We start from the raw sequence: 24,649 nt of genomic DNA on the forward strand, positions 1-24,649 counted from the left end.
TAGCGGCAACAGCAGCGGCTACCCACTGCCTAGAAGGAGTATCACCATGTGTGGAATCGTAGGTCTGTACCTGAAAAAGCCGGCGCTGGAAGCCCAGCTCGGCAAGCTCTTCGAACCCATGCTCGAAGCCATGACGGACCGTGGCCCGGACAGCGCCGGCTTCGCCATCTACGGTGACGAGGTGGCCGATGGCTGGGTCAAGCTGACCCTGCAGGCAACGGACATCAACTACCCCTGGGCGACCCTGATGGGCCAGCTGGAAGGGCGCCTGGGGTGCTCGCTGGACTGGTTCCAGAACGCCAGCGCGGCGGTTCTCAAGGTGCATACCGATGAAGCCAGCGCCCGCGCCGCGCTCGCCGAACTGGCACCGGGCGTGCGCATCATGAGCGCCGGGCAGAGCATCGAGATTCTCAAGGGCATGGGCCTGCCGGCAGAAATCTCCAGCCGCTTCGGCCTGGCCGGCATGAAGGGCAGCCACATCATCGGGCATACCCGCATGGCCACCGAAAGCGCCGTCACCATGGAAGGCAGCCACCCGTTTTCCACCGGCGCCGACCTGTGCCTGGTGCACAACGGCTCGCTGTCCAACCACTTCCGCCTGCGCCAGGCGCTCAAGCGTGAAGGCATCAGCTTCGAGACCGACAACGACACCGAGGTGGCGGCCGGCTACCTGACCTGGCGCCTGCAACAGGGCGACACCCTGGCCCAGGCCCTGGATGGCGCGCTGCAAGACCTGGACGGTTTCTTCACCTTCGCCATCGGCACCCGCAACGGCTTTGCCGTGATCCGCGACCCGATCGCCTGCAAGCCGGCCGTGCTGGCCGAGACCGACGACTACGTGGCCATGGCCTCCGAATACCAGGCCCTGGCCAGCCTGCCGGGCATCGAAAAGGCCAAGGTCTGGGAACCGGCGCCGGCCACCCTGTACGTCTGGGAACGCGAAAGCGCCTGACCCCCCACCGAATCACTGGAGACACTCATGAAGACGATCGACCTTTCCAGCGCCTCGGTGCGCATGCTCAACCAGACCCTGCATGGCGAGGTGCAGGACCGCGAATGGCGGGTGACCCACCCCGACGGCAAGCACAACCTGGCGGTGGGCATCAACGCCGCCGTGTCGGTGGATATCGAAGGCCATGCCGGCTACTACTGCGCCGGGATGAACCAGCAGGCCAGCGTCACCGTGCACGGCAATGTCGGTGTGGGCGTGGCCGAGAACATGATGTCCGGCTCGGTGCGGGTCAAGGGCAGCGCCTCCCAGGCTGCCGGTGCCACCGCCCATGGCGGGTTGCTGGTGATCGAGGGCGATGCCGGCGCGCGCTGTGGCATCTCGATGAAGGGCGTGGACATCGTGGTCGGCGGCAGCATCGGCCACATGAGCTGCTTCATGGGCCAGGCCGGGCGCCTGGTGGTGTGTGGCGATGCCGGTGATGCGCTGGGCGATTCGCTGTACGAGGTGCGCATCTACGTCAAGGGTTCGGTGCAGTCGCTGGGTTCGGACTGCATCGAGAAAGAGATGCGCGCCGAGCACCTGCAAGAGCTGCAGGAATTGCTGAACAAGGCGGGGCTGGAGCACAAGGCCGCCGATTTCAAACGCTACGGCTCGGCCCGCCAGCTGTACAACTTCAAAGTCGACAACGCCAGCGCGTACTGATCCAGGAGCATTCCCATGAGCGAGCAATTCCCCCCGGTACTGCGTGAGTCGGCCACCTTCGATCGCCTGACCATCCAGGAAATCCAGCGTGCCGCCGAAACCGGCATCTACGATATCCGCGGCGGCGGCACCAAGCGCCGCGTGCCGCACTTCGACGACCTGCTGCTGCTGGGCGCCAGTGTGTCGCGCTATCCGCTGGAAGGCTACCGCGAAAAATGCGGCACCGACGTGGTGCTGGGCAACCGCTTCGCCAAGAAGCCGATCCACCTGAAGATCCCGGTGACCATTGCCGGCATGAGCTTCGGTGCGTTGTCGGCCAACGCCAAGGAGGCCCTGGGCCGTGGTGCGACCATTGCCGGCACCAGCACCACCACCGGTGACGGCGGCATGACCCCGGAAGAGCGTGGCCAGTCGCAGCACCTGGTGTACCAGTACCTGCCGTCGCGCTACGGCATGAACCCCGATGACCTGCGCAAGGCCGATGCCATCGAGATCGTCCTCGGGCAGGGTGCCAAGCCCGGCGGTGGCGGCATGCTGCTGGGCATGAAAGTCACCGAGCGCGTCGCCGGCATGCGCACCTTGCCGATCGGCGTCGACCAGCGCAGCGCCTGCCGCCACCCGGACTGGACCGGCCCGGACGACCTGGCGATCAAGATTGCCGAGATCCGCGAGATCACTGATTGGGAGAAACCGATCTACGTGAAGATCGGCGCCAGCCGCCCGTACTACGACGTCAAGCTGGCGGTGAAGGCCGGCGCCGACGTGATCGTGCTCGACGGCATGCAGGGCGGCACCGCGGCCACCCAGGAAGTGTTCATCGAGCATGTCGGCATCCCGATTCTGCCGGCCATTCCACAGGCGGTGCAGGCACTGCAGGAGATGGGCATGCACCGCAAGGTGCAGCTGATCGTCTCCGGTGGCATCCGCAACGGCGCCGACGTGGCCAAGGCCATGGCCCTTGGCGCCGATGCCGTGGCGATCGGCACGGCGGCGCTGATTGCCCTGGGCGACAACCACCCACGTCTGGACGGCGAGCTGAAGAAGATCGGCTCGTCTGCCGGCTTCTACGACGACTGGCAGAACGGCCGCGACCCGGCCGGCATCACCACCCAGGATCCGGAGCTGGCCAAGCGTCTGAACCCGGAAGAGGCGGGCCGGCGCCTGGCCAACTACCTGCGGGTGCTGGTGCTGGAAGCGCAGACCATGGCTCGCGCCTGCGGCAAGTCACACCTGCACAACCTCGACCCCGAGGACCTGGTGGCACTGACCGTCGAAGCCGCCGCTATGGCGCGGGTGCCGCTGGCCGGCACCGCCTGGGTACCGGGCCAGGCCCAGTACTGATTCAAGGATCGGGGCCGCTTTGCGGCCCTGTATCCCACCCCCGGCAACGGCTGCCCAATGAGCGCGGTGATATCTGTCAGGGGGAAGCCCATCACACTTCGAACGTATCTGGCGAGCGGGCATTTTTGCTCCCTCAACCTAGCGCCAGGAACGACCAGAATGAAATCAGGTGTGTTGTTTGTATTGCCTTTATTTGCGTCCTCGGCTTGTGCGGCAGAGCCAGATTCGATCAAACCAATTGATGCACAGCGATGTGCATTGCTGGAAGAAAAAGGCGTCATCAGTCCAAGTAACCCGGTGGGGTGTGACCGCTTGCGTGCAGTGACCTTCAACTATGTCGGTTTCATGGGCGAAAGTAGCCAGGGAGAAGTGACGGTGCTTGACGTCGTGGCACCCTCGGTGCTGCAAATTTTCCAGGAACTCAGGCAACAGCGCTTCCCGCTGAACAAAGCGGTCGGCATCGAGCAATACGAAGGTCGCGATGCTGCCTCGATGGCGGATAACAACACTTCCGCGTTCAACGCGAGGGCTGTAACAGGTGGATCTCGGTTGTCATTGCATGCGTATGGCGTGGCCATAGACCTGAACCCGCTGCAGAACCCTTTCATTTCGATAAGCACGGACGGTGCCGCGTTGATCGATCCTGTGGCGGCGGCGAGAAGCTATGTCAATCGCTTGGACTATCGCCCCGGGAAAACTGAGCGGGCAGGGCTGGCCGAGCCGGTTGTCGATGTTTTCGCCAGGCACGGCTTCATCAATTGGGGCGGATACTGGAACTTCCCAGTGGATTACCAGCACTTTGAAATTGCACCGCGCAGTTTCGTCGAACAGCTCGCAGCCGTGTCGCCTGAACAGGCCGCCGTGTTGTTCGAAGGCTATAAATCCGAGTATCGGGCTTGCCTGGTTGAAAATTACGAAGGAAGCCCGATTTCCCAGCGTGCGTATTGTGCAGAACGAACCATGCAAAAATACGCCAGTTGAGCGTGTGCCGTTACAGCCGTCCGGCGAGCGTAGCCTGCTGATCATTTGATCGATAGGCTTCGCCGTCCATCACTGCTGAATCAGTGCCCCATGGCCAACTTGGCACTGGTCTGGCGACGACGGTAAGCACTGTCACGGCTGGCCAGCCACCAGTACAGCGGCGAGGTCACTGCCAGGCCTACCAGCCACGACAGGTCGGCCCCGTTGATGTGCTCGGAGATCGGCCCAACGTACAGCGGGGTGTTCATGAACGGGATCTGCACCACGATACCCACCGCATAGGCGATCAGCGCCTGCGGGTTGTAACGGCCGTAGATGCCGCCATCGACCTGGAAGATCGACTGGATGTCGTAGTCGCCCTTGTGGATTGCGTAGAAGTCGATCAGGTTGATCGCTGTCCACGGCACCAGCACCACCAGCAATACCAGGACCATGTCCACGAAGTGGCCGATGAAGTCTGCCGAGGCGAACACCGCCACCACGCAGCAGGCCGACAGCACGATCAGCGACAGCACTGCACGGCTCTTGGCGGTCGGGATCCAGCGGTAGGCGAAGGTCTGCACCAGGGTAATGATCGACAGCACCGCGCCATACAGGTTGAGGGCGTTGTGGCTGATCACGCTGAGCAGGAACAGCACCAGCATGATCGGGCCGAGGGTGCCGGTGGCCAGCTTGACCGCGTCCATGGTGTCCATGCCGGCCGGGATCGCCAGCACCGCCACGGCGCCGAAGACGAACGACAGGCTCGAACCCAGGGCCGAGCCCAGGTAGGTGGTCCAGAAGGTCGAGCTGACCTTCACGTCGGCCGGCAGGTAGCGCGAGTAATCCGACACGTACGGGGCGAAGGCGATCTGCCACAGCGCTGCCAGCGACACGGTGGCCAGCCAGCCGGCCAGGTTGAAGCCGCCGCGGGTGAGGAAGTCGTCACTTTGCACATGGCTGAAGATGTAGCCGAAGCCGACCACGATGCCGATGCCCAGCACCCAGGTGCCGATGCGGTTGAGCACGTGGATGAAGCGATAGCCGATGATGCCGATGATGCCTGAACCCAGCGCACCGATGATGATGCCCACCGGCACCGGGACGGCCTCGACCACGCCATGCAGCGACTTGCCGGCCAGCACGATGTTGGAGGCGAAGAAGCCGATGTACATCACCCCGGCGATCACCACCACCAGCAACGCGCCGAGGGTGCCGAACTGGGCGCGGCTCTGGATCATCTGCGGGATGCCCATCTGCGGGCCCTGGGCCGAGTGCAGCGCCATCAGCACGCCGCCGACCAGGTGGCCAACCAGGATGGCGACGATGCCCCATATCAGGTTCAGGTGAAACAGCTGCACGCCCAGTGCGCCGGTGACGATGGGCAGCGGCGCGATATTGCCGCCGAACCACAGTGTGAACAGATCCCTCACCTTTCCATGGCGGTCTTCCGGCGGCACATAGCCGATCGTGTGTTTTTCTATCAGGGGTGCCGAATTGGCTGCACTGGTCATGACTGACTCCAAGGCAAGGTGGGGCATCGGGTGCTGCCCGGATGCGTGCCGGCGAAGGGCGACGCGTTCTTGTTGGAGCGATGATGCGGGGCGCGGGGATAACGAGAAATTAGTAAATATGTGCCCATAAACCTTAAAAAACCTAAGGCTGACAAAAGGTTAAGCGGTGGACGGTAGCAAGGAGGGTGCCAGTGGGCTGGAGGCACCGAGGTAGGGGGCTTGGCGGTTGCCGGGAGCAGATGGGGTGGGCTGTGTTGGTGCGCAGTGCGCATTGGCAGGGCAATTTAAACAGTTGTCTGTGCTGACCTCTTCGCGGGAGAGAAAATCTACATGGGTAGCAGTCGATCCTGAATGACCTCTTTCATCACCAGGGTCGAACTCAAGCGCTTCACATTGGGAATGCTGGTCAAGTGCTCGTCATACAGCTTCTGAAATGCCGGCAAGTCCTTGGCCACCACATGCAGCAGGTAATCCGGATCACCGAACAGCCGCTGGGCCTCGACAATCTGCGGGATCTCGGCCAATGCCGCTTCGAAGTCCGCCACGGGCTGGCGGGTCACTTCGCGCAGGGTCACGGACACCAGCGCGGCGAAGTTCAGCCCCAACGCACTCGGCGCCAGGCGAGCGTGGTAGCCCAGAATCGCCCCGGCCTCCTCCAGCGCCTTCAGGCGCCGGTGGCAGGGCGACAGGCTGAGCCCAACGCGGTCGGCCAGCTCGGTGACCGACAGCCGACCGTCTTTTTGCAGCTCGGCAAGGATTTTTCGATCAGTTCTGTCCATTGGGAAGAATCTTCCAATAAGTGAATGCTGTTAGGGAATATACGAAAGAAAATCCCCGGGCGGAATCCGTAATCTTTCCTCATCCCAAGGCAGTAGATAAGGAAGATTCAAGTGGCTATCAGTGTGCTGACGGCGTTCTGGGCCGTGTCGATGCTGTTTGTGATGACCCCCGGAGCAGACTGGGCCTATGCCATCTCGGCGGGCATGCGCGGGCGTTGGGTTATGCCCGCAGTGGCCGGGATGTTGTCGGGGCATTTCCTCGCCACCCTGGTGGTGGCGGGCGGGGTCGGCAGCCTGCTGGCGGGCCACCCGCTGGCGTTGACCTTGTTGACCCTGGCGGGGTGCAGCTATCTGCTGTGGCTGGGGGGTAATCTGTTGCTGAGCCCGGCATTGCCTTCGGCCGGGCAGGGCGGGGCGGGGGAGTCGGGCTCGCGCTGGGCATTGAAAGGCTTTTGCGTGAGTGGGCTGAACCCCAAGGTGTTCCTGCTGTTCCTGGCCCTGCTGCCGCAATTCACTGACCCCCAGTCGAGCTGGCCGGTACCGTTGCAGATCTTGCTGCTGGGCCTGGTGCACCTGTGCAGCTCGCTGGTGATCTATTCGCTGGTCGGCTTTGGCGCCAAGGCTGTGCTAAGTACCCGGCCAGGGGCGGCAAAGCTGGTCGGACGGGTGTCGGGGGTAGCGATGATTACCGTGGCCTTGGGTTTGATAGCCGGGCAGATCCACTGATTTCAGCGGTTACGAACAGCTTCGGATACACTCGCCGCATGCCCGCGCGCCCAGGATGTGCCCCATGCCCGATACCCTCCAGCTGCTTACCTTCGCCCTGATCTGCCTGGGCATGGTCCTGACCCCGGGGCCGAACATGATCTACCTGATCTCCCGCTCGATCTGCCAGGGCCGCAAGGCCGGGTTGATTTCCCTTGGAGGTGTGGCGCTGGGCTTTGTCATCTACATGTCCTGCGCTGCACTGGGCATCACCGCGCTGGTTATGGCTGTGCCCTTTGCCTATGACGCACTGCGCATTGGTGGCGCACTTTATCTGTTGTACTTGGCCTGGCAGGCACTGCGCCCCGGTGGCCGCTCGCCTTTCCAGGTGCGGAACCTGCCTGCCGACAGCCCGCGGCGGCTGTTCGCCATGGGGTTTGCCACCAGCCTGCTCAACCCCAAGATTGCCGTAATGTACCTGTCGCTGATGCCGCAGTTCATCGAGCCGGGCCATGGCAGCGTGCTGTTGCAATCGCTGGTACTGGGCTCGACGCAGATCGCCATCAGTGTCACGGTCAACGCGCTGATTGCGGTCATGGCCGGCTCTATCGCCGTGTTCCTCGCCGGTCGGCCCCTGTGGCAGCAGGTTCAGCGTTGGCTGATGGGCACGGTGCTGGCGGGCCTGGCCGTGCGCATGCTGGCTGAAGGTCGCCGTTGAGCGACAGCTGAAGCTCAGCGCAAAAAATGTGGTGTTTATGTCTTCACACGCCTAGTACTTTGCCGAGCAGCTGGCACACCTGTTCGGCCGAATAGGGTTTGGCCAGGAAGGCAAACCCTTGGTGCCCGCCTTCGGCAATCGCTTCGCTGTAGCCGGAGGTGAGGATTACCGGCAATTGCGGCCGCTGGCGGCGCAGTTGCCTGGCCAATGCCAGGCCGCCCATGCCTGGCATGACGACATCGGAAAACACGGCATCGAAGCCTTCGGGCGCGCTGGCAAGCTGCACCAAGGCATCTTCGGCCGAGCTGGCCCAACGGATCTGGTAGCCGTGGTCTTCAAGGATTTGCGCGGTAAAGCTGCCCACATCGGGATTGTCCTCGACCACCAGGATGCGCCGCCGCTGGCCACTGGGTTGAGGCCCGTTGTGCGGGTCGCTGGCATGTGCGTCGCTGGCTGGTGCCGGCTCTTGTGGCAGGTACAAGGTGAAACGGGTGCCCTGGCCCTGGACGCTATCGACCTTGACATCGCCATCGGACTGCTTGGCAAAGCCAAAAACCTGGGACAAGCCCAGCCCGGTGCCTTCACCCGGCGCCTTGGTGGTGAAAAACGGATCGAAGATGCGCTCCAGCAACTCGGGGGCAATGCCGACCCCACTGTCACTCACCGAAATCGCCGCGAATAGTCCGTCGTGGCCGGGCATCTGCTGATCGGCCTGCAGGCGCAGGCGCAGGGTGCCTTCACCGGCCATGGCGTCGCGGCCATTGAGCATCAGGTTGATCACTGCGGTTTCCAGCTGGCTGAGGTCGGCGCGGATATGGCAGGGCGATGGCGGCAGCTGCAGCTCGACGTGGATTCGTGCGCCGGTGGCCGTGTCGAGCATGTCGGCCATCGCTTCCAGCCGTGGCCCGGCCTCGAACACTTGCGGGCTCAGTGCCTGGCGACGGGCGAAGGCGAGCAACTGGCCGGTCAGTTTGGCGCCGCGGTCGACTGTGTCGGACATGGTCTTGAGGTAACGTTCACGACGCTGTTCGTCCAGGTTTGGGCGCTGCAGAAAGTGCAGCGACGAGCGGATGATGGTCAGTAGGTTGTTGAAGTCGTGGGCCACTCCGCCGGTCAGCTGGCCGATGGCTTCGAGCTTTTGCGTCTGGCGCAACACGGCCTCGGTGTGCAGCAGCTGCGCGGTACGCTCTTCGACCCGGTGTTCCAGTGTGGCGTTGAGCGCTTCCAGGGCGGCCATTGCCTCACGCACTTCGGCGTGGGCCTGGATGCGCTGGATATGCGCCCAGGAGCGTTCGGTGACTTCGCTGATCAGTGCCTGCTCGTAGAGCGTCCAGGTACGTGGCTGACGGTCATGGATGGCCATCAGCGCCGTCAGCCGCCCATTCTTGATCAGCGGCATGCAGACGGTGGCGGTGATGCCGATGGCCTGGAACGTGGCCGCCTCTTCGGCGGCCAGTTCCTTGAGGTTGTCGTTGATCACCAAGGGCTGCCCGGCGCGCAGGCGGCTGACGGCCAGTCTGCCGAAATCCGCCAGGCGGTACTGGCCGAGCAGGCGCGGCGAGCCCGGTGCCACCCAGTCGCCGCAGATGGTGAAGCCGTCTTCGTCTGCTTCCATCACGGCATAGGCGCAACTCGACAGCTCCAGGTGCTCCACCAGCATGCGCGTGGTGATCGCCATGATGTGGTCCGGGTCGGTGGCATTGGCAACGGCGCGGCCCAGGTTGTCGAGAAAGTTCAGGCGCTGATTGGTGACCACGCCGGCGGTGGTTTCGATGACCGTGTCGAGCATCCCCAGCACACTGCCATTCTCACCGCGGATGGGGCTGTAGCAGAAGGTGAAATAGGCCTTTTCCGGGCTGCCGCAGCGGTCGATAAGCAGGGGGAAGTCCTCGATGAACACCGCCTCGCCAGCGAGTGCCCGCTCGGCCATGTCACCGATCTCGTGCCAGGCTTCTTGCCATATCACGCTGAAGGGGCTGCCCAGGGCCAACGGTTTGTCGCCGAGGATCCGGGCGAAGGCGTCGTTGTGCAGGGTGATCAGCTCCGGGCCCCAGAGCACGGCCTGGGGAAAACGCGAATCCAGGCACAGGGCCACGCAGGTCCTGAGTGTTTCAGGCCATTGGTCGAGCGGCCCCAGGGGGGTGGCAGCCCAGTCGTGGTTGCGAATGCGCCCGGCCATCAGCCCGCCGCCGTCTAGCCAGTTTGCCATGTGCAGTGCCGGTCCGTTTGCTCGAGGCCTCTAGATTGCACCGAGAATAGACGGTTGGCGAGGGCAGCGGTGCCTCAGCGCATGAAATGCACCTTGCCGGTGTCGTCATTGCCCATGTAGATGCCATAAACCCCGGCCTGACGTTCGAGGATGTAACGCTCGAGAATCTGCCGGATCGCCGGGTAATAGATCTCGTCCCAGGGGATCTCGTCTGGTTCGAAGAACTTGTATGCCAATGTTTCCGGCCCGTACTGCCCGGTCTCTTCGGTGACGATGGCGCGGAAGATGATGTACACCTCGCTGATTTTCGGCACGCTGAAGATCGAGTAGGGCGAGACGATGTCGGCGCGCACGCCGCTTTCTTCCCAGACCTCGCGCAAGGCCGCCTGTTCGGTGGTCTCGCCAGCTTCCATGAACCCGGCCGGCAATGTCCAGGTGCCGGGGCGCGGCGGAATGGCGCGCTGGCACAGCAGGTACTTGCCATCGCGCTCGATGATGCAGCCAGCGATGATCTTCGGGTTGATGTAGTGGATATAGCCGCAGCCGGTGCAATGCAGGCGTTCGTGGGTGTCGCCTGTGGGAACGCCCCGGGCCAGTTCCTGGGTGCAGTGCGGGCAGTAGCGCGGGGCGTTGGGCATGTCAGCGGCCTATGCGGGGTTCTATGCGTGGCTCTTTCAGGGCCAGGGGCTCGACCATGTCGCGCACCTTGCTGTTGTCGTCCTGCTTCTGGCGCAGGTAGTCCAGGGCCACCTTGGCGGCGGCGCGCACGTGATCGACCGACGCCTGGTGCGCCACCAGCGGGTCGCCGCCCTTGATCGCCTCGACGATCTTTTCCATTTCACGGTTGCTGGCGCCGCGGCGGTTTTCCTGCGACACCGAGGTGGCGCGCAGGTAGCTGATGCGTGCCTGCAGCTGGCGCAGCTGCTGGGCGGCGACCTGGTTGCCGGAGCCTTCCAGGAGCACGTCGTAAAAGCCTTGCACCGAGTCCAGCACCTGCTGCAGTTCGCCTTCTTCGAGGGCTTCGCGGTTGACCTCGAGCGCACGCTCCAGGGCACGGATGTCCTTGGCCTTGGCGTTGAGAGTGAACAGCTGCACGATCAGGCCTTCAAGCACGCAACGCAGCTCGTAGATATCGCGGGCGTCTTCCAGGGTGATGATGGCCACGCGCGGGCCCTTGGCGTCGGCGAACTCCACCAGCCCTTCGGACTCAAGGTGGCGCAGGGCCTCACGCACCGAGGTACGGCTGACCCCCAGGCGGTCGCAGAGGTCGCGCTCGACCAGGCGGTCGCCGGGCAGCAGGTGGAAGTTCATGATCGCGCCGCGCAGCTTGTCGAGCACGATTTCGCGCAGGGTAACGGGGTTGCGGTTGACCTTGAAGCTGTCGTCGAGTGGCTGGCGTTTCATCAGGTGCGCTCTTTATGAGGCTGTTGCGCCAACATCACGGAGCCCCCTGAACCGAGGCACTCCTTGCAGTGGTTCGAACAGCCCGTTGTTAACGGGTTGACTCCGCATCGGCTTCGGCGAACGCCTCGCGGGCCAGGCGGAAGCTGTCCACCGCCGCGGGCACGCCGCAATAAATGCCGACCTGGAGCAGGATCTCGCGAATCTGTTCACGGCTCAGGCCATTACGCAATGCACCGCGAATGTGCAGCTTGAGCTCGTGGGGCCGGTTGAGCGCGGAAATCATGGCCAAGTTTATCATGCTGCGCTCTTTGAGCGAGAGGCCTTCGCGGCCCCAGACGTGGCCCCAGCAGTACTCGGTGACCAGTTCCTGCAGCGGCTTGGTGAAGTCGTCGGCGTTCTGGATCGAGCGGTTGACGTATTCCTCGCCCAGCACCTGGGTGCGGATCTGCAGGCCTTTCTCGTACTTTTCGTTGCTCATGCGCAGTACTCCGGAATAAAAAGGGGCCGCAACCGAGGGTGAGACGATTAGTGCGGCCCCTGAAAAAAGGGGTGAAACGGGGGCTGCACAGCAGCCCCGGCGGTCTCAAGGTCAGCCCAAGGGCGGCAGGGCGCCCAGCTTGCCTTTGTGGTAGACCATCGGGGTCACCGGCTCGGCCGGCAGCACCAGGTTCTTCACCGCGCCAACGATGATCGCGTGGTCACCGCCGTCGTATTCGCGCCACAGTTCACACTCGATGATCGCCGTGGCCTTGGTCAGCAGCGGGTTGCCCAGTTCGCTCAGCTGCCATTCGACGCCCTTGGCCTTGTCCTTGCCCTTGCCGGCGAAAGCATAGGCTTCGGCGGTCTGGTCGGCGGACAGCAGGTGAATGGCGAACTGCTTGCTGTCACGCAGGATCGGGTAGGTGTCCGATGCGTAGTTGGGGCAGAACAGCACCAGCGCCGGCTCGATCGACAGCGCGCTGAACGCGCTGGCGGTGATGCCGACGATGCCGCCGTCGGCGTCCAGGGTGGTGACCACGGTGACGCCGGACGGGAACGAGCCCATCACGTCTTTGTAGATGCCAGGTTCGATCATCTCGTGCTACCTCTTAGCGCATCACAAACGGGTCGGGCATCGGCGCGGTGGACAGATTGATCCACACGGTCTTCAGCTCGGTATAGGCCAGCACCGAATCGATGCCGCTCTCACGGCCGTAGCCGCTGTTCTTGAAGCCGCCGATCGGTGCCATGGCCGATACCGCGCGGTAGGTGTTGACCCAGATGATCCCCGAACGCACGTCGCGGGCCAGGCGGTGGGCACGGCCCAGGTCGCGGGTCCAGATGCCGGCGGCGAGGCCGAACTGCGAGTCGTTGGCGATGGCCAGGGCCTCTTCCTCGGTCTTGAAGCGGATGACTGCGGCGACCGGGCCGAATACCTCTTCCTGCATGATGGTCATCGAGTTGCTGTCGCACTCGAACAGGGTCGGCTCGTAGAACCAGCCGTCACCCTCGACCTCGGCACGCTTGCCGCCCATGTGCAGCTTGGCGCCTTCGGCCTTGGCGGCGGCGACCAGGCCTTCGACCACGGCCAGCTGCTGTGCGGTGGCCATCGGGCCCATTTCGCTGGCGTCGTCCTGCGGGTTGCCGATGCGGATGCGCTTCGCACGGGCGATCAGGCGCTCGACGAATTCGTCGAAGATCTCGTCCTGCACCAGCAGGCGCGAGCCGGCCACGCAGCTCTGCCCGGAGGCAGCATAGATGCCGGCCACGGCGCCGTTGATGGCGCTGTCCAGGTCGGCGTCGGCGAAGATGATGTTCGGCGATTTACCGCCCAGCTCCAGCGACAGCTTGGCGAAGTTCTCGGCACTGCTGCGCACCACGTGGCGGGCAGTGGCGGCGCCGCCGGTGAAGGCGATCTTGCGCACCAGCGGGTGGCGGGTCAGCGCCGCACCGGTGCTTGGGCCGTAGCCGGTGACCACGTTGACCACGCCCGGTGGGAAGCCGGCTTCGAGGGCCAGGCGGGCCAGCTCGAGAATGGTTGCCGAGGCGTGCTCGGAAGGCTTGATCACGATGGTGTTGCCGGCAGCCAGGGCCGGGGCCAGCTTGATCGCGGTCAGGTACAGCGGGCTGTTCCACGGGATGATCGCGGCGACCACGCCGATCGGCTCATGCACGGTGTAGGCAAACAGGTCTGGCTTGTCGAGGGGCAGGGTGCCGCCTTCGAGCTTGTCGGCCAGGCCCGCGGTGTAGTGGAAGAACTCCGGCAGGTAGCCGACCTGGCCGCGGGTTTCGCGGATCAGCTTGCCGTTGTCACGGCTTTCCAGCTGGGCCAGGTGTTCCTTGTTCTCGGCGATCAGGTCACCCAGGCGACGCAGCAGCTTGCCGCGTGCGGTGGCGGTGATGCTGCGCCACTCCTTGCTGTCGAAGGCACGCTGGGCGGCCTGCACGGCCAGTTCGACATCGGCTTCGGCGGCGTCGGGCAGTTGCGCCCAGGCCTGGGCGGTGGCCGGGTTGAGGCTGTCGAAGGTCTTGCCGCTCTGGGCATCGAGCCATTGGCCGTCGATGCACATCTGGAAACGAACGAGGGTCATGCAACAATCCCCTTGGCGGATTCGGTGAGGGTGCGGGCTTGGGCGAGGAAGTCCAGCAGCATCTTGTTGACTTCACGCGGGGCTTCCACGGGCATCATATGCCGTTGCTCGGCGAGGACCACGCTTTGTGCGCCAGGAATGCTGGCAGCGAGCTGGCGGGTCATGGCCGGGGTGGAGCCCGAGTCGAGTTCGCCGGTGGCGATCAGTGTCGGCACCTGGATGTTGCCCAGGTCACTGGCGCGGTACATGTCCTGGGTGGCGAACAGCGAGTAAGTGGTGTGGTAACCCTGTGGGTCGTTGTTCGCCAGCACCTGGCGAATGGCAGCGACCTGGGCCGGGTTGGCGGCCTTGTATTCACGGCTGAACCAGCGGTCGAGGGCAGCGTCGACGTTGGCGTCGGGGCCGAGCTCCGCAGCTTGGGCGGCGCGGGCGATGACGCCGGCACTCTGCTCGGGGGTGCGGTTGAACACGCTGTTGAGCACTACCAGTGCAGCCAGACGCTGCGGGTAGTTGAGGGCGAATGCACGGGCGACCAGGCCACCCATGGAGAAGCCGATCACGCTGGCTTGCTGAATCTGCAGGTGGTCGAGCAGTTCGGCGAGCTGGGCGGCGTAGCCTTCCAGGCCGGTGTCGGCGGCCGGCAACGCGCTCTGGCCGTGGCCGAGCATGTCGTAGGTGATGACGCGGTAGTCGTTGGCCAGGCCAACGATCTGCCCGCCCCACATTTCCTTGTTCAGGCCCACGCCGTGGATCAGTACCACGGGTTGGCCCTGGCCGACGGACAGGTAGCTGGTGCCGGCAGGTGTACGTTCAGCGACAGGCTGAATCATGGAGGGCGCTCCTTGAAGGTCGGGCGCGGCGGGTAAGCACGCCACGCCCCGGCCCGTCTTGGTTGTTGTTATTGAGCGTTGGCTTTTTCGGCAGCCAGTTCTTCCAGGTCGATGTAGCGGTTGCCGATGCGCGGGTGCAGGCGGCCGCCGTCGGCAGCGCCCAGGACCACGACGATTTCATCGGCGCGGGGGGCGTCTTCGATCTGCATTTCCAGGGTGATGTAGTGCGAGCGCAGGCCTTCGTCGTCCTTCTGCATCATCGGGATCTGGATCGAGGTGCCTGGGCCGCCGCGCTTGTTGGTGAAGCTCAGGTAGCTCTTGGCCTGTACCGCTTCGCGGTAGTGGTTGCCGAAGCGCAGGGTGTGGATCACCGCCGAGGCGTGCTCGATCTCGCCGTCGGCGCCGACCACTGCAGCTTTACCGTAGGCTTCGATCTTGTCGGCACCGCCGATGGCTGCGGTCAGGCGCTCGACCATCAGGGCACCCAGCTCCGAGCAGTTGGCGCGGATTTCCGGCTTCAGATCTTCAACGAAACCGCGACCGGCCCATGGGTTCTTGATCACGACGGCCAGGCCGACCATGGTCACCGGCTTGTCGGTGGACTTGCCGCCTTCGATGCGGGTCTCTTCGGAGTAGGTGACGATCTTGCGGATTTCGAAACTCATGGGTGGCTCCTGGTGAGGGTTATCAGCTCTTGTTGTCTGATGGTATACCATAATATTTGTTGTGCAAGAGGTGGCTTGAAATTTCTCTTGCGGGGGGACGAAAGGTGGCCTGATCCCTTGAATTCAGGGGTGTCTGTACTGGCCTCTTCGCGGCACAAGCCCGCTCCTGCAGGGCCCGTGCAGGTTTCAAAAAAAAGCCCGCTCACGCGGGCCACAGGGGCCCACGGGAGCGGGCGCGTCCCGCAATGTCTCAGGCAATGGGAATTCAGGCGAAGGCCGGCACCACTTCCTTGATGAACAGCTCGAGCGATTTCTTCTTCTCGGCGTGGGGCAGGCTGTTGTCGCACCAGAAGCTGAACTCGTCGACACCGAGCTCTTGGTAGTACTTGATACGGGCGATGATCTCTTCCGGGGTGCCGATCATGGTGTTCTTGCGGATGTTCTCCAGCTGGAACGCCGGCACTTCGGCGAACTTCGACTCAGGGCTCGGTTCGAGGAAGCCGTTGACCGGGGTGGTCTTGTTGCCGAACCAGGCATCGAAGGTGCGGTAGAAGCGCGAGATGGCCTGGGCGCCGATTTTCCAGCCTTCCGGCTCCGACGGGCTGTGCACGTGGGTGTGGCGCAGCACCATCAGTCGCGGGCGTGGCACGTCCGGGTTGTTGTCGAGGGCGGCCTGGAACTTGTTCTTCAGGTCCAGCACTTCCTCGTCGCCCTTCATCAGCGGGGTGACCATGACGTTGCAGCCGTTGGCCACGGCAAAGTTGTGCGAGTCCGGGTCGCGGGCGGCGATCCACATTGGCGGGGTGGCGTTGAACGGCTTCGGTACGCTGGTAGAGGTCGGGAACTTGTAGACTTCGCCGTCATGGGCGTAGTCGCCTTCCCACAGCTTGCGCACCACCGGGACCATTTCACGCAGGGCCTTGCCGCCGTCGGTGGCCGGCATGCCGCCTGCCATGCGGTCGAATTCGAACTGGTAGGCACCGCGGGCCAGGCCCACTTCCATGCGGCCGTTGCTGATCACGTCGAGCAGGGCGCATTCGCCGGCAACGCGGATCGGGTTCCAGAACGGCGCGATGATGGTGCCGGCACCCAGGCGGATCTTCTCGGTGCGCGCGGCCAGGTAGGCCAGCAGCGGCATCGGGCTTGGCGAGATGGTGTATTCCATGGCGTGGTGTTCGCCGATCCACACGGTGCTGAAACCGCCGTGCTCGGCCATCAGGGTCAGTTCGGTCAGGTCTTCGAACAGCTGGCGGTGGCTGACCTGTTCATCCCAACGTTCCATGTGCACGAACAACGAAAATTTCATGGGGCTTTCCTCAACGCTTGAAAGTGTCTGTCGCCAGGCTGCGCAGGCGCCAGGTGTCTCGATTCAGAATAGGCTTCAGGCAAAGGCCGGCAGGCTGGCCATCTTGCCGCGGCAGTAGACCATCGGCCGGGGGGCTTCCTCGGGGACGATCAGGTTGTGCACCTTGCCGACCATGATGGCGTGGTCGCCACCTTCATATTCGCGCCACAGCTCGCATTCGATGACGGCAGTGGCGCCGGCCAGGATCGGGTTGCCCAGTTCGCTCAGGGTCCATTCGATGCCGGCGGCCTTGTCCTTGCCCTTCTTGGCGAACGCGTAGGCTTCGGCCTGCTGCCCACCAGAGAGCAGGTGAATGGCAAAGCGCTTGTTCTTGATCAGGACCGGGTAGGAGTCGGAAGTGTAGTTGGGGCAGAACAGCACCAGCGGTGGGTCCATCGACAGGGAGGAGAAGGCGCTGGCGGTCAGGCCGACGACCGAGCCGTCGTCGTCCAGGGTGGTGATGACGGTCACGCCGGACGGGAAGGAGCCCAGGACGTTCTTGTAGATGCTTGCGTCGATCATCTGGTGTACCTCTAAAGGGCTGCGGTGGTCCGCGGTTTTTATCGTTGATGTGTCTGATGGTATACCGTAATACCTATTTTGCAAGCGGAATTTTTAGCCCTGGTTTTTCGCGATGAACGGCTCAAGGCCACGTAAACCGTGGCGTTGAGCGCTGAGACGGTTTGTCGCAGGGGTTGTGCGAGCAGATCAGCGGGTGTTTTTTACTGCGGATCAGTGTTGTCAAAAGTTTGGAATACCATAATATGGTCCGCAGCTGAGAGGCCGCCTAGATGCGGTTTCCTTACAAAGATAAAAACGACCTTTCGAGCTGAAATCCTATGTCCCAACCGTCGTCGCAACACCAGTTTGTCGAGAATCACACGGTCGATTACGTTCCACCTGCCGAGCGCCATGGGAAGGCGCGCGACCTGTTCACCCTCTGGTTCAGTACCAACATCGCGCCACTGCCAATTGTCACCGGCGCCATGGTGGTCCAGGTGTTCCACCTGAACCTGCTGTGGGGGCTGATCGCAATCGTGCTGGGTCATCTTGTCGGGGGCGTGTTCATTGCCCTGGCCTCTGCGCAGGGACCGCAGCTGGGCATTCCGCAGATGGTTCAGAGCCGGGGCCAGTTCGGCCGTTACGGCGCCTTGCTGATCGTGTTCTTCACCGCGCTGATCTATGTCGGCTTCTTCATTTCCAACATCGTCCTGGCGGGCAAGACCATCCACGGCATCGCCCCGAGCGTGCCGATGCCGGGCGCGATCGTGATCGGCGCCCTGAGTGCGACGGCCATCGGCGTGATCGGCTACCGCTTCATCCACATCCTCAACCGCATCGGTACCTGGGTGATGGGTTCGGCGCTGCTGGCCGGATTCATCATGATGTTCGTCCAGGAACTGCCGGCCGACTTCCTGACCCGTGGCGCGTTCAACCTGTCGGGCTTCATCGCCACGGTGTCGCTGGGCATCATCTGGCAGATCAGCTTCTCGCCGTACACCTCCGACTACTCGCGCTACCTGCCGCGTGAAGTGGGCATCGCCAAGCCGTTCTGGGCCACCTACTTCGGCGCCACGCTGGGCACCATCCTGTGCTTCAGCTTCGGCACGATCGCGGTGCTGTGCGTGCCGGACGGCACCGATGCGATGGATGCGGTCAAGCAGGCCACCGGCTGGCTGGGCCCGATCCTGATGGTGCTGTTCCTGCTCAACATCATCAGCCACAACGCCCTCAACCTGTATGGCGCGGTGCTGTCGATCGTCACCGCGATCCAGACCTTCATCGCTGAATGGACGCCGAGCATCAAGGTGCGGGTGATCCTCGCCTCGGTGATCCTGGCGGGCTGCGGGATGGTGGCGCTGAATGCTTCGGCCGGCTTCATCGGCCAGTTCATCGGCCTGATCCTGGCGCTGCTGCTGGTGTTGGTGCCGTGGGCGTCGATCAACCTGATCGACTTCTACCTGATCAAGAAGGGCCAGTACGACATTGCGTCGATCTTCCGTGCCGACGGCGGCATCTATGGCCGCTTCAATCACCACGCGATCATTGCCTATGCCTGCGGGATCCTGGTGCAGCTGCCGTTTGCCAACACGTCGCTGTATGTGGGGCCGTATTCGAACATTGTCGAAGGGGCTGACTTGTCGTGGCTGTTTGGCTTGCTGGTGACGGTGCCGCTGTATTACTGCCTGGCGACTCGTGGCAAGGCGGCCGAGCGGGCGGGGCGAGTTGTGAGCGTCAACGACTGATACTCAGGTGGGGGGCTGCTTTGCAGCCCTTTCGCGACACAAGGCCGCTCCTACAGGTTTTTCGCAGCATCGGAAATAGCGCAATACCTGTAGGAGCGGCCTTGTGTCGCGAAAGGGCCGCAATGCGGCCCCGGCTATTTCAAATCAGACCTTGAACTGCGCGACCATGCCATTCAGGTCCACGGCAAGGCGCGACAAGTCCTGCGCCGCCGCACTGGTCTGGTTTGCCCCCGCCGACGTCTGCATCGCCAGGTCACGAATGTTCACCAGGTTGCGATCCACCTCCCGCGCCACCTGCGCCTGCTCCTCGGAGGCACTGGCGATCACCAGGTTGCGCTGGTTGATCGACGCGATCGCCTCGGCAATCACTTCAAGCGCCTGACCCGCACCCTGTGCCACTTCCAGCGTGCCGTTCGCCCGGCCGCGGCTGCTGTGCATAGCCGACACCGCCCGCTCGGTACCATTCTGGATTCCGGCGATCATCTGCTCGATCTCTGCTGTCGACTGCTGGGTACGGTGGGCGAGTGCGCGCACCTCATCGGCCACTACCGCAAAGCCGCGACCAGCCTCACCGGCGCGAGCCGCTTCGATCGCCGCGTTGAGCGCCAGCAGGTTGGTCTGCCCGGCAATCGCGCCGATCACGTCCAGCACGCGGCTGATCTCGTTGGCGTTGCTGGCCAGTTGTTCGATCTCGGTCGAGGTACCCGTCACGTCATTGACCAGATGCTGGATCGAGACCAGGGCCTGGTTAACCTGATCACGGCCATCGCGGGTATTCTGGTCGGCACCTTTCGAGGCATCGGCCGTGCTCACCGCGTTGTTCGCCACTTCTTCAACCGCCGCGGTCATCTGATTGACGGCGGTGGCGGCCTGGTCGATTTCCGCGCTCTGCTGGTGCAGGCCGCGGCTGGTGTCTTCGGTGACGGTGTGCAGCTCTTCCGAAGCCGAGGCCAGTTGGTCGGAGGAGGCGGCGATCTTGCGGATGGTCTCGCGCAGGCTGTTCTGCATGCGACTCAGGGCGCGCAGCAGCAGGGCTGGTTCGTCGCGGCCGACGACACGGATGTCCTGGGTCAGGTCGCCGGTAGCCACGCGCTCGGCCACTGCGACGGCATCGGCCAGCGGCACCACGATACTGCGGGTGAGCACGGTGGCGATGGCGGCCAGGGCGAGCATGATGATCACCAGCGAGGCGATGATGGCGGTGAAAGCCTCGTCGGCCACATCGCTGCTGCGCTGCGATGCGTCCTCGGCGCCTTTGCCGTTGTAGGCAATGAGCGCGGCCATGGCCTTCATCATGCTGTCGGCGTACTGGGTGAGCGGGCCGCTGATCTGCTGCTTGGCCTCATCCATGCGACCGGCCGCGATGTCCTGCAGGACGCGTAACTGCAGATCGAGGTATTGCTGATGGGCACTGTTGAAAGCGTTGAACAGGGCTCGGTCATCGGCGGCGATGATGGTGTCCTCATAGTCCTTGAGGCCACCTTTGAGCTGCTCGTTGATGCCTGTGGCCAGCTCGATGTTGCGTGCTTGTTCGCCGGCATTATCTTCTAGCGCGGCGCGCAGGGTGACGGCGCGGGCGCGGCCAAGGTTGGTACTGATTTCACTGAGGGCAACCACGGCGGGTATCCAGGTGACACGGATTTCGTCCGTGGCCGAGTCCATCTGCCGGGTTTCATAGATTGCGATAAGGCCCATGGCCAGGACCAATGCGCCCAACAGGGCGAAAACGCTGGTAGCGCGGGTGCCTATCTTCATATTCCGTAACTGCATGGAATGCTCCTTGACGTTGGCGTGCAGGCGTCAAGAGCATGGTCGGATGGCCGGGTCACCGGGGATGGCGCCAGGCTCTCGATGCGCTGCGGATTAAAGTGTGTGCCTCACCCTCTTGAATGTTTTTTTGATTTGAATGATGCCATATGGCCATTAATATTGACCAGTCATTCAATGTAACGACTTATGCTGACAAATCCGTCATTAATTGACGGATCTGTCAGGATTATGCGCTTAAACGATCGCGATCAGCGGATCGGCAGCAGCCAGCGCCAGGGCGCGATCGGCGGCTGGCGGGTAGATCCACACCCCGTTGATCTGGCGCTTCAGCTCCTTGCCTTCCTGGCCCTGCAGCTTCAACTCGCGCTCCCAGCCTTCACTGAAGGCCGCGCCCTATTCGCCGAGGTCCAGGCAGGTGACGTACTTGGGTTGACGGTAGACCACCGGTGCTACGCCCAGCAGGTCGGCCATGGCGTTGTTGCCGGAGTGTCGGCCCATGGGGATCGCGTGCTGGCAGGTCATCAGGGCGTGGTTGCCCAGCTCGTCGACGGCGGCCCAGGCGGTGTCACCGGTGGCATAGATGTGGTCCTGGCCGATCACCTTGAGGTGGTCGTCGACCTTGAGACGGCCGAAGTTGTCACGCTCGCCGGCGACCTGGGCGGTCAGCGGGCTGGCCTTTACACCGGCGGTCCAGATCACGGTCTTGCTGGCGATGTACTCACCGCTGTCCAGGGTCACGCCGCCGGCATCCACCGCCACCACCGAGGTGCCGGTCAGCCACTCTGCGCCGGCCTGTGCACTGGCTGCGACGATCGACGGGGTGATGCCGGCACCGAGTGCGGCGCCGACGCGGGTGCCACGATCGATCACCAATACCCGTACTTCGGTGTCGTTGCCCAGGATGGCGCGCAGGCGGACGGGGATTTCCGTGGCGGTTTCGATGCCGGTGAAGCCACCGCCGCAGACCACCACCGTGTTGCGTGCCGGCGAGGCGGGCAGGGCGGCCAGGCTGTGCAAGTGCTGCTCGAGCTCCACGGCCGACTCCATCTGGTCGACATCGAAGGCATGTTCGGCCAGGCCTGGAATCGCCGGGCGCGCCACCTGGCTGCCGGCCGCGAGGATCAGGCGGTCGTAGGCAATTTGCTGACGCTGGCCATCGACATCGGTATAGCTGACGCTGCGGCCTTCGGCATCGATGGCCTCGGCGTTGCCGGTGATGAAGCGCACGCCAACTGCATCGAACAGTTCACCAACCGGTGCCTTCAGGCTGTGCACGTCGGCCTCGTAGAAGCGCGGACGGATACGCAGTTCCGGTTGCGGGGCGAGCACGCTGATGCTCAGGTCGTCGCGCTGGGCCTGGTCGAGCAGGCGGGCGGCGCTCAGGGCGCTCCAGACACCGGCAAAGCCGGCACCGATGATCAGGATGTTCGATTTCATGGAAGTGCTCCGCAGGGTTGAAGAGGGCTTCGAGGGCGATGGTTGTGCTGCTCGAATAACTACGACTGTATTGATCGTAGTTTGAATCGGCAAGCGTTTTTTTCGAAGGGGTAGCGATCGACGCGCGGTTAAAGCCGGGTAAATGCCTGTGATCAAGGGCTTAAAAGGGGAAAGCATAGGCTTGAAATAGCGACGAATGGCGAAGGAGAGCTTTGCGCTGCGCACATGATCAGCGTAATATTTACGACAAAGTTGGTCGGAGATAGATATGTCGCTCTACAGTGCTGGCGTCGAATACGGCATCCATTGCCTGCTGTACCTCGTGGATGAACGAGGTGATACCCGTGAGTCCAGCGTGCGCGACCTGGCGGAGCTGCAGGGCGTGCCGCAGGAATACCTGGCCAAGGTCTTCACCAAGCTCGCCCGGGCCAAGCTGGTAGCGGCCACCGAAGGCGTGCGTGGCGGTTTTCGCCTGGCACGGCCGTCGGACGAAATCACCGTGCTGGATATCGTCAACGCCATCGACGGGCCGAAGAAGATCTTCGACTGCCGCGAGATCCGCGAACGTTGCACCTTGTTCGAAGGATCAGCGCCGGGCTGGGCGACCGAGGGCACCTGCGCCATCCACGCGGTGATGCTAGGGGCGCAGAAGCGCATGGAAGAGGCGTTGGCGCAGCAGACCATTCTTGATCTGGCGCGGCGATTCGGGCGCAAGGCGCCGGCCGAGTTCGGGCAGCAGGTCAATGAGTGGATGAGCGAGCGACGTGAAGGCAAGAGTGCCGGGGACATTCCGGTCAGCCAGGTCTGAATCTACCGCATGTGCCGGCCTTTTCGCGGGTAAACACGCTCCCACAGGATCGCCACAGGTTTCAATACCTGTGAAGAACCTGGGAGCGGGTTTACCCGCGAATAGGCCGGCAGGTCAACGCTGTTCATGCTGCCGACGATAGGCCCCAGGCTGCACCCCCATGGCCTTGGCGAACGCACGGGTAAACGCCGCCACCGACTGATACCCCACCTGCGCGCCCACCTGTTCCACGGTATTGCCCGCCTGCAGCAACCGGCAGGCATGGCGCATGCGCAGCGCCAGCAGCACCTGCCCCGGCGACTGCCCGGCCAGTTCATTGAAGCGCTTGAAGAACGCCGAACGCGACAACCCGGTGCAAACCGCCATGCTCTCCAGTGTCCAGGCCTGGCCAGGCTGTTCGATCAATTGCTCCAGCAACCCGGCAAACGCCGGCTGGCGGGCGAGGGCGACCAGCCCGCCCAGCGAATGCCCGCCGTGTACCTGCTGGCGTAGCACATACAGAAACAGCAGGTGGGTCAGGCGTTCCAGCACCGTTTGCGATGGCGAGCGCTGGCACTCCTCCAGAATCAGCCCAAACAACGCCCGCGCCGCATGGCCAGCCGGCTCATCGGCGCGCAACACGATCAAGTTGGCCAGCCCCTCGACGATCAGTGACGACAACCCGGCGCGGAAGTCGAAGAACCCGCAGACCAGGCCCACCCCATCGCTCGCCGTCGCATCCAGTGCCTGCATCTGTTGGCGTGGTTGGGCACAGGCAGCAATCGGGTCCTGGTCGCCGGACAACCGATAGCCCAGGTCGCGCAGCAGGAACACGGCATCGCCGGCTGCCAGGCGCACGGCCTCGGCCTGGCCATCGATGTGCAACCAGCACTGGCCCTGCACCACCAGGTGAAAGCTGGCGCGGCCCATGCCCTGGGTGCTGGCATGCCAGCCGCCGCAGTAGCGACCGACATGGAACAGGCTGGCGTCGAGCTCGAGGCTTTCTAATAACCAATCGACAAGATGGCTGGATGAAATCATCTAATGCAAAGACTCAGGAGCAAGGAAAGGCGACTGATGAATATGGAGGGTAATTCTTATAACCAACAGACTGTAGCGACACACAGCAAAAGGAGACCACTCCATGACCTCGCGCATTACTCTACACACTCTGCAGAGCGCCCCGGAAGCGGCCCGCCCGTTCCTCGAAAACGCCCAGAAGAACTCCGGCTTCATCCCCAACCTGCTCGGCGTGCTGGCCAACGCCCCGGCAGCGCTGGAAACCTACGTCACCGTCTCGGCCCTGAACGGCAAATCCGAGCTGACCCTGGCCGAGCGTGAAGTGGTACAACTGATTGCCGCCACCAAGCACGGTTGCGATTTCTGCGTCGCCGGCCATACCGCCGTGGCCCTGAACAAGGCCAAGCTGCCCGCCGAGGTGGTCGACGCCCTGCGTGCCCGTGGCGAATTGCCGGATGCCCGCTACGAGACCCTGGCCGAATTCGCCCGTGAAGTCATTGCAACCCGCGGCAATGTCAGCGACGCCACCTACCAGGCCTTCCGCGCAGCCGGCTTCACCGAGGGCAACGCCCTGGAAGTGATTCTTGGCGTGAGTCTCGCAACCCTGTGCAACTTTGCTAATGTGTTCGCCCAGACGCCGCTCAACGACGAGCTGAGCAAGTACCGCTGGCAGCCAACTGCGTAATTGACGCCTG

The 24,649-nt window shown here is 63.4% G+C and carries 23 protein-coding genes and 1 pseudogene; 9 read left to right on the forward strand and 15 right to left on the reverse strand.

All coding sequences use genetic code 11. The annotated features are described in order from the left end of the window. Positions 1-46: 46 nt before the first annotated feature. From ACLEJU_RS21875 to ACLEJU_RS21890, 4 genes are all read left to right on the forward strand, one after another. Positions 47-952 carry a class II glutamine amidotransferase gene (locus ACLEJU_RS21875; protein ID WP_435425713.1) on the forward strand — a complete coding sequence of 302 codons (906 nt, stop codon included), beginning with the start codon at positions 47-49 and terminating at the stop codon, positions 950-952. A 27-nt stretch (positions 953-979) separates the two neighbouring features. Continuing rightward, positions 980-1,654: a protein glxC gene (locus ACLEJU_RS21880; RefSeq protein ID WP_435425714.1), complete on the forward strand. Its 675-nt coding sequence runs from the start codon at positions 980-982 to the stop codon at positions 1,652-1,654. 15 nt (positions 1,655-1,669) lie between these two features. Beyond that, positions 1,670-2,995, forward strand: coding sequence for an FMN-binding glutamate synthase family protein (locus ACLEJU_RS21885; protein ID WP_103446883.1), 1,326 nt, complete (start codon positions 1,670-1,672; stop codon positions 2,993-2,995). 159 nt (positions 2,996-3,154) lie between these two features. Then, a complete protein-coding gene (locus tag ACLEJU_RS21890) occupies positions 3,155-3,976 on the forward strand; it encodes a M15 family metallopeptidase (protein ID WP_435425715.1) in 822 nt (273 codons plus the stop codon). A gap of 80 nt (positions 3,977-4,056) precedes the next feature. On the opposite strand, the gene ACLEJU_RS21895 is transcribed toward ACLEJU_RS21890, so the two are convergent. After that, positions 4,057-5,469, reverse strand: coding sequence for a purine-cytosine permease family protein (locus ACLEJU_RS21895; RefSeq protein ID WP_435425716.1), 1,413 nt, complete (start codon positions 5,467-5,469; stop codon positions 4,057-4,059). A 326-nt stretch (positions 5,470-5,795) separates the two neighbouring features. After that, complete coding sequence (locus ACLEJU_RS21900; RefSeq protein ID WP_435425717.1) at positions 5,796-6,248, reverse strand: Lrp/AsnC family transcriptional regulator; 453 nt, start codon at positions 6,246-6,248, stop codon at positions 5,796-5,798. A 111-nt stretch (positions 6,249-6,359) separates the two neighbouring features. Between ACLEJU_RS21900 and ACLEJU_RS21905 the strand changes: the two genes are divergently transcribed. Both ACLEJU_RS21905 and ACLEJU_RS21910 read left to right on the forward strand, forming a co-directional pair. Then, the gene (locus ACLEJU_RS21905) at positions 6,360-6,974 is read left to right on the forward strand and encodes a LysE family translocator (RefSeq protein ID WP_435425718.1); all 615 of its coding nucleotides are present in this window, start codon (positions 6,360-6,362) and stop codon (positions 6,972-6,974) included. Between the two features lie 64 nt (positions 6,975-7,038). Further along, positions 7,039-7,671 (forward strand): LysE family translocator, encoded by a 633-nt coding sequence (locus ACLEJU_RS21910; RefSeq protein WP_435425719.1) that lies wholly within the window; start codon positions 7,039-7,041, stop codon positions 7,669-7,671. A gap of 43 nt (positions 7,672-7,714) precedes the next feature. On the opposite strand, the gene ACLEJU_RS21915 is transcribed toward ACLEJU_RS21910, so the two are convergent. The 10 genes from ACLEJU_RS21915 to ACLEJU_RS21960 all read right to left on the reverse strand — a co-directional run bounded on the left by ACLEJU_RS21915 (position 7,715) and on the right by ACLEJU_RS21960 (position 17,216). Continuing rightward, positions 7,715-9,880, reverse strand: coding sequence for an ATP-binding protein (locus ACLEJU_RS21915; RefSeq protein ID WP_435425720.1), 2,166 nt, complete (start codon positions 9,878-9,880; stop codon positions 7,715-7,717). Between the two features lie 74 nt (positions 9,881-9,954). Continuing rightward, a complete protein-coding gene (locus ACLEJU_RS21920) occupies positions 9,955-10,518 on the reverse strand; it encodes an NUDIX hydrolase (RefSeq protein WP_435425721.1) in 564 nt (187 codons plus the stop codon). Position 10,519: 1 nt separating this feature from the next. Then, positions 10,520-11,284 carry a GntR family transcriptional regulator gene (locus tag ACLEJU_RS21925; protein ID WP_159411114.1) on the reverse strand — a complete coding sequence of 255 codons (765 nt, stop codon included), beginning with the start codon at positions 11,282-11,284 and terminating at the stop codon, positions 10,520-10,522. An 88-nt stretch (positions 11,285-11,372) separates the two neighbouring features. Then, positions 11,373-11,762 (reverse strand): carboxymuconolactone decarboxylase family protein, encoded by a 390-nt coding sequence (locus ACLEJU_RS21930; protein WP_060513326.1) that lies wholly within the window; start codon positions 11,760-11,762, stop codon positions 11,373-11,375. Between the two features lie 111 nt (positions 11,763-11,873). Continuing rightward, positions 11,874-12,359: a flavin reductase family protein gene (locus ACLEJU_RS21935; protein WP_060513325.1), complete on the reverse strand. Its 486-nt coding sequence runs from the start codon at positions 12,357-12,359 to the stop codon at positions 11,874-11,876. A gap of 13 nt (positions 12,360-12,372) precedes the next feature. Next, positions 12,373-13,854 carry an aldehyde dehydrogenase gene (locus ACLEJU_RS21940; protein WP_435425722.1) on the reverse strand — a complete coding sequence of 494 codons (1,482 nt, stop codon included), beginning with the start codon at positions 13,852-13,854 and terminating at the stop codon, positions 12,373-12,375. Next, entirely contained in the window at positions 13,851-14,684 is an 834-nt protein-coding gene (locus ACLEJU_RS21945) for an alpha/beta fold hydrolase (protein WP_435425723.1), read from the reverse strand. Before ACLEJU_RS21945 ends, ACLEJU_RS21940 begins: the two co-directional genes overlap by 4 nt. Positions 14,685-14,752: 68 nt before the next feature. Continuing rightward, a complete protein-coding gene (locus ACLEJU_RS21950) occupies positions 14,753-15,349 on the reverse strand; it encodes an amino acid synthesis family protein (protein WP_435425724.1) in 597 nt (198 codons plus the stop codon). A 265-nt stretch (positions 15,350-15,614) separates the two neighbouring features. Further along, positions 15,615-16,655 (reverse strand): LLM class flavin-dependent oxidoreductase, encoded by a 1,041-nt coding sequence (locus ACLEJU_RS21955; RefSeq protein WP_435425725.1) that lies wholly within the window; start codon positions 16,653-16,655, stop codon positions 15,615-15,617. A 75-nt stretch (positions 16,656-16,730) separates the two neighbouring features. Continuing rightward, the gene (locus ACLEJU_RS21960; RefSeq protein WP_294323856.1) at positions 16,731-17,216 is read right to left on the reverse strand and encodes a flavin reductase family protein; all 486 of its coding nucleotides are present in this window, start codon (positions 17,214-17,216) and stop codon (positions 16,731-16,733) included. Between the two features lie 317 nt (positions 17,217-17,533). On the opposite strand from ACLEJU_RS21960, the gene ACLEJU_RS21965 reads away from it, so the two are divergent. Continuing rightward, the gene (locus ACLEJU_RS21965) at positions 17,534-18,940 is read left to right on the forward strand and encodes a purine-cytosine permease family protein (RefSeq protein WP_435425726.1); all 1,407 of its coding nucleotides are present in this window, start codon (positions 17,534-17,536) and stop codon (positions 18,938-18,940) included. A gap of 144 nt (positions 18,941-19,084) precedes the next feature. On the opposite strand, the gene ACLEJU_RS21970 is transcribed toward ACLEJU_RS21965, so the two are convergent. Together ACLEJU_RS21970 and ACLEJU_RS21975 are read right to left on the reverse strand one after the other, a co-directional pair. Next, positions 19,085-20,710 carry a methyl-accepting chemotaxis protein gene (locus ACLEJU_RS21970; RefSeq protein ID WP_435425727.1) on the reverse strand — a complete coding sequence of 542 codons (1,626 nt, stop codon included), beginning with the start codon at positions 20,708-20,710 and terminating at the stop codon, positions 19,085-19,087. A 234-nt stretch (positions 20,711-20,944) separates the two neighbouring features. Continuing rightward, positions 20,945-22,147, reverse strand: a pseudogene (locus ACLEJU_RS21975) (NAD(P)/FAD-dependent oxidoreductase). Between the two features lie 268 nt (positions 22,148-22,415). On the opposite strand from ACLEJU_RS21975, the gene ACLEJU_RS21980 reads away from it, so the two are divergent. Next, positions 22,416-22,955, forward strand: a complete 540-nt coding sequence (locus ACLEJU_RS21980) for an RrF2 family transcriptional regulator (protein WP_435425728.1) — start codon at positions 22,416-22,418, stop codon at positions 22,953-22,955. 114 nt (positions 22,956-23,069) lie between these two features. Here ACLEJU_RS21980 and ACLEJU_RS21985 read toward each other — a convergent pair whose 3' ends face one another. Beyond that, the gene (locus ACLEJU_RS21985; protein WP_435425729.1) at positions 23,070-23,975 is read right to left on the reverse strand and encodes an AraC family transcriptional regulator; all 906 of its coding nucleotides are present in this window, start codon (positions 23,973-23,975) and stop codon (positions 23,070-23,072) included. Positions 23,976-24,078: 103 nt separating this feature from the next. On the opposite strand from ACLEJU_RS21985, the gene ACLEJU_RS21990 reads away from it, so the two are divergent. Then, complete coding sequence (locus tag ACLEJU_RS21990) at positions 24,079-24,639, forward strand: carboxymuconolactone decarboxylase family protein (RefSeq protein WP_294323840.1); 561 nt, start codon at positions 24,079-24,081, stop codon at positions 24,637-24,639. Positions 24,640-24,649 lie beyond the last annotated feature (10 nt).

The sequence above is a fragment of the Pseudomonas sp. SMN11 genome, assembly GCF_052041945.1.
In the GTDB taxonomy this organism is placed as follows: Bacteria; Pseudomonadota; Gammaproteobacteria; order Pseudomonadales; family Pseudomonadaceae; genus Aquipseudomonas.